A 244-nucleotide genomic window follows, 5' to 3' on the forward strand; every position below is an offset into this window, starting at 1 on the left:
TTTCCGTTCCGCTTTTTCGCATATTGAGAGAACCAGAGCTTACATTTACATATTTCGTCGTCGTTTTTTCAGGTATGGTTGGATTGGTTCCCGTTCCTGGCTTCGTTGTTGAAAGATAGTCAGTACTGACATACCCATCTATTCCATTGGCCTTGATCTTCGCCCATCCTTTGGATTCCGAATACACCGTCACTTTCGTTCCTTTTGAAAGCTTCGCGACTATGCTGGCACTTTCCGTTCCGCT

The 244-nt window shown here is 45.1% G+C and carries 1 protein-coding gene; it reads right to left on the reverse strand.

The features are described 5' to 3' along the window. The coding region (locus SB775_RS32805; protein ID WP_410865472.1) for an SH3 domain-containing protein at positions 1 to 244 on the reverse strand (244 nt) is incomplete at both ends.

The sequence above is a fragment of the Peribacillus sp. SIMBA_075 genome, assembly GCF_046534585.1.